Raw genomic sequence first — 6,680 nt, 5'->3', positions numbered from 1 at the left:
CCATTGCCGCGATCAAGCAGGCGGTGTCGATGCCGGTCTTTGCCAATGGCGATATCGACTCAGCCGAGAAAGCCCGGCGCGTGCTGCACGCAACCGGTGCCGATGGCTTGTTGATTGGCCGGGCCGCCCAGGGGCGGCCATGGATTTTTCGTGAGATCGAACACTTTCTGCGTACCGGCGAAGTCTTGCCGGCACCGGAGTTGATCGAGGTGGAACGTATTCTGCTAGAGCATCTGGCCGCCCTGCACGCCTTCTATGGAGACGTGATGGGAGTACGCATTGCTCGCAAGCATGTCGGCTGGTATCTCGCCACCTTGCCGGGCGCCAAGGAATTCCGCGCTCAGTTCAATCGTTTGGATGAAACGCAGGCACAGGTCGCCACCGTTCGTGAGTTCTTCGCCGAACGTGACAAGAGCCTGGGAACAGGGGATGGAGAGGGGGTGGCCGCATGACGATGATGACCGAGACTTTAGTGAGTGGAACAGCACCCGTGAGCGACAACGTCAATTTGAAACAGCACCTGAACACGCCGAGCGAAGAAGGTCAGACCCTTCGTGGGAGTGTCGAGAAGGCGCTGCACAATTATTTCGCCCACCTTGAGGGCGCTTCCGTCACGGACGTGTACAACCTGGTGCTCTCCGAAGTCGAGGCGCCGTTGCTCGAAAGCGTGATGAACTACGTCAAGGGCAACCAGACCAAAGCCAGTGAGCTGCTGGGCCTCAACCGTGGCACCTTGCGCAAAAAGCTCAAACAATACGATTTGCTGTAAGCATTCAATCAAACCAGAAAGGCGCCCGCGTAAAAACGGTCGCCTTTTTTGCTGACTCCTTTGCTTTTGATGGAAATTGAAATGACCGACCAGACCACCCGCCTGCCGATCCGCCGCGCCTTGATCAGTGTCTCCGACAAGACCGGGATCCTCGAATTTGCCCGGGAGCTGGAAGCCCTTGGCGTGGAAATCCTCTCCACAGGCGGGACCTTCAAACTGCTGCAGGACAACGGCGTGGCCGCAGTAGAAGTTGCGGACTACACCGGTTTCGCAGAAATGATGGACGGTCGGGTCAAGACCCTGCACCCGAAAATCCACGGCGGGATCCTCGGTCGTCGCGGTATCGATGACGCCATCATGAGCGAACACGGCATCAAGCCGATCGACCTGGTAGCCGTCAACCTTTACCCGTTCGAAGCCACCATCAACAAGCCAGGCTGCGACCTGCCGACCGCCATCGAAAACATCGATATCGGCGGCCCGACCATGGTTCGCTCCGCTGCCAAGAACCACAAAGACGTGGCCATCGTGGTTAACGCCAGCGACTACGCCAACGTACTGGAAAGCCTGAAAGCCGGCGGCCTGACCTACGCCCAGCGTTTCGACCTGATGCTCAAGGCGTTCGAACACACCGCTGCCTACGACGGCATGATCGCCAACTACATGGGCACCGTGAACCAGGCCGCTGAAACCCTGAGCACAGAAGGCCGCAGCCAGTTCCCGCGCACCTTCAACAGCCAGTTCATCAAGGCCCAGGAAATGCGCTACGGCGAGAACCCGCACCAGAGCGCGGCGTTCTACGTTGAGGCCAAGCCTGCCGAAGTCGGCATCGCCACCGCGACCCAGCTGCAAGGCAAGGAGCTGTCCTACAACAACGTGGCCGACACCGACGCCGCGCTGGAATGTGTGAAGAGCTTCGTCAAGCCAGCCTGCGTGATCGTCAAGCACGCCAACCCGTGCGGCGTGGCTGTGAGCCCGGACGCTGAAGGCGGCATTCGCCAGGCCTACGAACTGGCCTACGCCACTGACACTGAATCCGCGTTTGGCGGCATCATTGCCTTCAACCGTGAGCTGGACGCCGAGACCGCCAGGGCGATCGTCGAGCGCCAGTTCGTTGAAGTGATCATTGCCCCATCCGTCAGTGAAGAAGCTCGCGCCATCGTTGCCGCCAAAGCCAACGTGCGCCTGCTGGCCTGCGGCGAGTGGTCAGCAGACCGCGCCGCTGCCTGGGACTACAAGCGCGTCAATGGCGGCTTGCTGGTACAGAGCCGCGACATCGGCATGATCGGCAGCCAAGACTTGAAGGTCGTGACCACGCGCGCCCCGACCGAGCAAGAGATCAACGACCTGATCTTCGCCTGGAAAGTCGCCAAGTACGTTAAGTCCAACGCCATCGTCTACGCCAAGAACCGCCAGACCATCGGTGTCGGCGCCGGCCAGATGAGCCGCGTGAACTCGGCGCGTATCGCCGCGATCAAGGCAGAACACGCAGGCTTGCAGGTCGTGGGTTCGGTGATGGCTTCCGACGCGTTCTTCCCGTTCCGTGATGGCCTGGACAACGCCGCGAAAGCCGGTGTTACCGCCGTGATCCAACCGGGTGGCTCGATGCGTGATGCTGAAGTGATCGCGGCCGCTGATGAAGCGGGCATCGCGATGGTCTTCACCGGCATGCGCCACTTCCGCCACTGATTGATCGTTCCCACGCTCCGCGTGGGAACGCAGCCAGGGACGCTCCGCGTCCCTCGGACGCAGAGCGTCCGTAGAGGCATTCCCACGCAGAGCGTGGGAACGATCATCCTAACGAGGGTTTTGAAATGAATGTTTTGATCATTGGCAGCGGTGGCCGCGAACACGCCCTGGCCTGGAAAGTTGCCCAGGACCCACGCGTTCAGAAGGTTTTCGTCGCCCCCGGCAACGCCGGCACCGCCATTGAAGCCAAGTGCGAAAACGTCGCCATCGACGTCCTGGCCCTTGAGCAGCTTGCTGATTTTGCCGAAAAAAATGTTTCCCTGACCATCGTCGGCCCGGAAGTACCGCTGGTTGCCGGCGTTGTGGACCTGTTCCGCAGCCGTGGCCTGGACTGCTTCGGCCCAACCGCCGGTGCCGCCCAACTGGAAGGCTCCAAAGCCTTTACCAAGGATTTCCTGGCTCGCCACAAGATCCCGACGGCCGACTACCAGAACTTCACCGAGATTGAGCCGGCCCTGGCTTACCTGCGTGAAAAAGGCGCACCGATCGTGATCAAGGCCGATGGCCTGGCCGCCGGTAAAGGCGTGATCGTCGCCATGACCTTGCAGGAAGCCGAAGACGCCGTACGCGACATGCTCGCCGGTAACGCGTTTGGTGATGCAGGCTCGCGTGTGGTGATCGAGGAGTTCCTCGACGGCGAAGAAGCCAGCTTCATCGTGATGGTCGATGGCAAAAATGTGTTGCCGATGGCCACCAGCCAGGACCACAAACGTGTTGGCGATGGCGACAGCGGCCCGAACACCGGTGGCATGGGTGCCTACTCCCCTGCCCCGGTCGTCACCGCCGACGTGCACAAACGCGTGATGGACCTGGTGATCTGGCCAACCGTGCGCGGCATGGCCGACGAAGGCAATGTGTACACCGGTTTCCTCTACGCTGGCCTGATGATCGACAAAGCCGGCAACCCGAAAGTCATCGAGTTCAACTGCCGCTTCGGCGACCCGGAAACCCAACCGGTGATGCTGCGTCTGCAATCGAGCCTGGTGCTGCTGGTGGAAGCCGCATTGGCCCAGGCCCTGGACAAGGTTGAAGCACAGTGGGACCCGCGCCCGAGTGTCGGCATCGTACTGGCGGCCGGTGGTTACCCAGCCGACTACGCCAAGGGCGATGTGATTGAAGGCCTGGATGCGGCTGCTACGCTGGAAGGCAAGGTGTTCCATGCAGGCACCGCGCTCAAGGACGGCAAAGTTGTAACCGCAGGTGGCCGTGTATTGTGCGCCACCGCAATGGGTGCCAGTGTCGACGCCGCGCAGCAACAGGCGTACAAACTGGCGGCAAAAATCGACTGGAAAGGTTGCTTCTACCGCACAGACATCGGCTATCGCGCCATTGCCCGTGAACGCGGCGAGAACAACTGAACAGCTACGCTTGCGTAGCTATCCGTTCGGCTAGGTAAGGGCCTCTGGCCCTTGCCGTACCCATGTCGCCCCGCGCATAGTTAACCCGTGCATCAACCTACGAAGGGATTTCGCCGTGCGCTGGCTCAGGATCGCCATAGGTTTTACAGTCAGCTTGCTGACCCTGCTCTGCTTGTTCCCGGCCCAGGCCGCCGCGCAAGGCAGTGGTTGGGCAGTATTGCTTGATGAACAGGCCGACCTGCAACTGAGCGACATCCGCTCCGCCCGCTACACCAATCAATTCAGCCCCATCGAACTCGACCGGATTACCGCTGCGCAGCCGGACGGTGCGTTGTGGGTACGCTTCAAGCTGCAACCCGGCAAGCACGAACAAGTACTGCGGGTATTCGCCCCGGACCTGTCGCACCTGAACCTGTATGTGCTCGACGGCGACATGCTGGTGGAGCAGCAAAGCACCGGTACCCGCCAGCCCCAGGCGGAACGCCCGCTGCCCAGCAGCGATTTCATGCTGCCGATGCCCCAGAGCCAGAAGCCCCTTGAGGTGTACCTGCGCCTGGTCTCGGAACACGAACTGCGCCCCTACATCACCCTGGAACCGGCCGTGCTCGCCGCCGCCGACCAGACCCAGACGCTTATCTACGGCCTTCTGTTCGGCTGCCTGCTGATGCTGATCCTGCACAACCTCACACGCTTCGCCTATCACCGCTCGCGCAGCAGCCTGTGGCTGGCGGCCTGCGAAGTGCTGTTGATGCTGAGCCTGGCGCTGTTGCTCAACCTGGTGGGGCCGTGGCTGCCAAACTGGCACGCGGTGCAGACCCCGGGCGCCTACCTCGCGCTGCTGCTGACTGCGCCGTGCGGGCTGATGTTTGCCTATCGCTTCTTCATGCCCTTGGGCCCGCACCCGCTGAACAAGCTGTTGATGGCCGACATCCTGCTGATCGTGCTGTGCGGCCTGCTGCTGTTGTTCGTCAACACCTTGCCGCTGAACATCATCACCTACGCGCTGGTCGCCCTGGCAGGCTTGAGCATGTTGTTTATCTCGGCTTACCACTGGCAGAAAGGCTACCGGCCGGCGCGCTTGTTTGTGGTGGCGATGGTGGTGTTCAACATCGGCACCCTGATCATCCTGCCCGCCCTGCTGGGCCTGACGCTGGTGGCACCGCAAGGCTTGATCGTGACCCTGCTGAGCTTTATCTGCCTGAGCGGCCTGCTGATGAGCCTGGCCCTGGGCGAACGCCAGCGCGCCATTGTCGAAGCACGCTTCAGCCTCAGCCGCGACCTGGCGGCCAGCAATGCCGAGATCGCCGCCAAGGCCGAATTCCTGGCCAAGATCAGCCACGAAATCCGCACGCCCATGAACGGCGTGCTGGGCATGACCGAGTTGCTGCTCGGCACGCCGCTGTCGGTGAAGCAGCGTGACTATGTGCAGACCATCCACAGCGCCGGCAATGAACTGCTGACGCTGATCAACGAGATCCTCGACATCTCCAAGCTCGAATCCGGGCAGATCGAACTGGACGACGTGCAATTTGACCTCAACGCGCTGATCGATGACTGCTTGAGTATCTTCCGCGCCAAAGCCGAACAGCAGAACGTCGAGCTGATCAGCTTTATCCAGCCGCAGGTGCCCCGCGTGATCAGTGGCGACCCCACGCGCCTGCGCCAGGCGCTGTTGAGCCTGCTGGAAAACGCCCTGCAAAAAACCGATGAAGGCGAAGTGCTGATCGTGGTCGCCCTGGACGAACGCAGCACCAAGCCACGCCTGCGCATCGCCGTACAAGACAGCGGCCTGCCGATGGATGCCGCCGAACGCGACGCGCTGCTGCACAGCGAACTGCACAGCAAGAACTTCCTCTCGGCTACGCGCCTGAGCGGCCACCTGGGCCTGGTCATCGCCCGCCAGTTGATCCTGTTGATGAACGGCGAGTTCGGCATCAAGAGCGGCAGCCACCAGGGCAGCACGCTGTGGCTGACCCTGCCACTGGACCCGGAACGCCTGGAGCACCCGACGTCCGACCTCGACGGGCCGCTCAAAGGCGCGCGGGTGTTGGTGGTCGATGACAACGACACCTGCCGCAAAGTGCTGGTGCAGCAATGCACCGCCTGGGGCTTGAACGTCAGCGCTGTGCCGTCCGGCAAAGAAGCCCTGGCGCTGCTGCGCACCAAAGCGCACCTGCGCGACTACTTCGACGTAGTGCTGCTGGACCAGAACATGCCCGGCATGACCGGCATGCAACTGGCGGCGAAGATCAAGGAAGACCCGAGCCTGAACCACGACATTCTGCTGATCATGCTCACCGGCATCAGCAATGCGCCGAGCAAGATCATCGCGCGCAACAGCGGGATCAAACGCATCCTCGCCAAGCCAGTGGCCGGCTACACACTCAAGACCACCCTGGCCGACGAACTGACCCAGCGCAGCAAGGGCACAATTGCGCCGCGCCCTGCTCTCAGCGCGCCGGCAGCAGTCACCGTGCCCAGTGACTTCAAGATCCTGGTGGCTGAAGACAACAGTATCTCCACCAAAGTGATTCGCGGCATGCTCGGCAAGCTCAACCTCAACCCGGACACCGCCAGCAACGGCGAGGAAGCGCTGGAGGCGATGAAAGCCCAGCGTTACGACCTGGTGTTGATGGACTGCGAAATGCCGATCCTCGATGGCTTCTCTGCCACCCAGCAATTGCGCGCGTGGGAAGTCAGCCACCAGCGTATTCGCACGCCGGTGGTGGCGCTTACGGCGCATATCCTGTCGGAACATAAAGAACGCGCACGCCAGGCCGGCATGGATGGCCACATGGCCAAGC

5 protein-coding genes are annotated in these 6,680 nt (G+C 61.6%); all 5 read left to right on the top strand.

Going from position 1 to position 6,680, the window contains the following annotated elements:
- A partial coding sequence (locus FEM54_RS20925) for a tRNA-dihydrouridine synthase (protein ID WP_171045875.1) occupies positions 1–452 on the top strand: 452 nt, incomplete at its 5' end.
- Positions 449–769 carry a DNA-binding transcriptional regulator Fis gene (fis, locus tag FEM54_RS20920; RefSeq protein WP_003221275.1) on the top strand — a complete coding sequence of 107 codons (321 nt, stop codon included), beginning with the start codon at positions 449–451 and terminating at the stop codon, positions 767–769. The genes FEM54_RS20925 and fis, both read left to right, overlap by 4 nt.
- Positions 770–850: 81 nt before the next feature.
- A complete protein-coding gene (gene purH, locus FEM54_RS20915; protein ID WP_138452782.1) occupies positions 851–2,458 on the top strand; it encodes a bifunctional phosphoribosylaminoimidazolecarboxamide formyltransferase/IMP cyclohydrolase in 1,608 nt (535 codons plus the stop codon).
- A 125-nt stretch (positions 2,459–2,583) separates the two neighbouring features.
- Positions 2,584–3,876: a phosphoribosylamine--glycine ligase gene (purD, locus tag FEM54_RS20910; RefSeq protein ID WP_017136750.1), complete on the top strand. Its 1,293-nt coding sequence runs from the start codon at positions 2,584–2,586 to the stop codon at positions 3,874–3,876.
- 115 nt (positions 3,877–3,991) lie between these two features.
- On the top strand, positions 3,992–6,680 hold a 2,689-nt coding region (locus FEM54_RS20905; protein ID WP_138452780.1), incomplete at its 3' end, for a hybrid sensor histidine kinase/response regulator.

The sequence above is a fragment of the Pseudomonas edaphica genome (genome assembly GCF_005863185.1).
Classification (GTDB): domain Bacteria; phylum Pseudomonadota; class Gammaproteobacteria; order Pseudomonadales; family Pseudomonadaceae; genus Aquipseudomonas; species Aquipseudomonas edaphica.
Note: the sequence above shows the minus strand (reverse complement) of the source record. Positions and strands in the feature narration are given on the sequence as shown.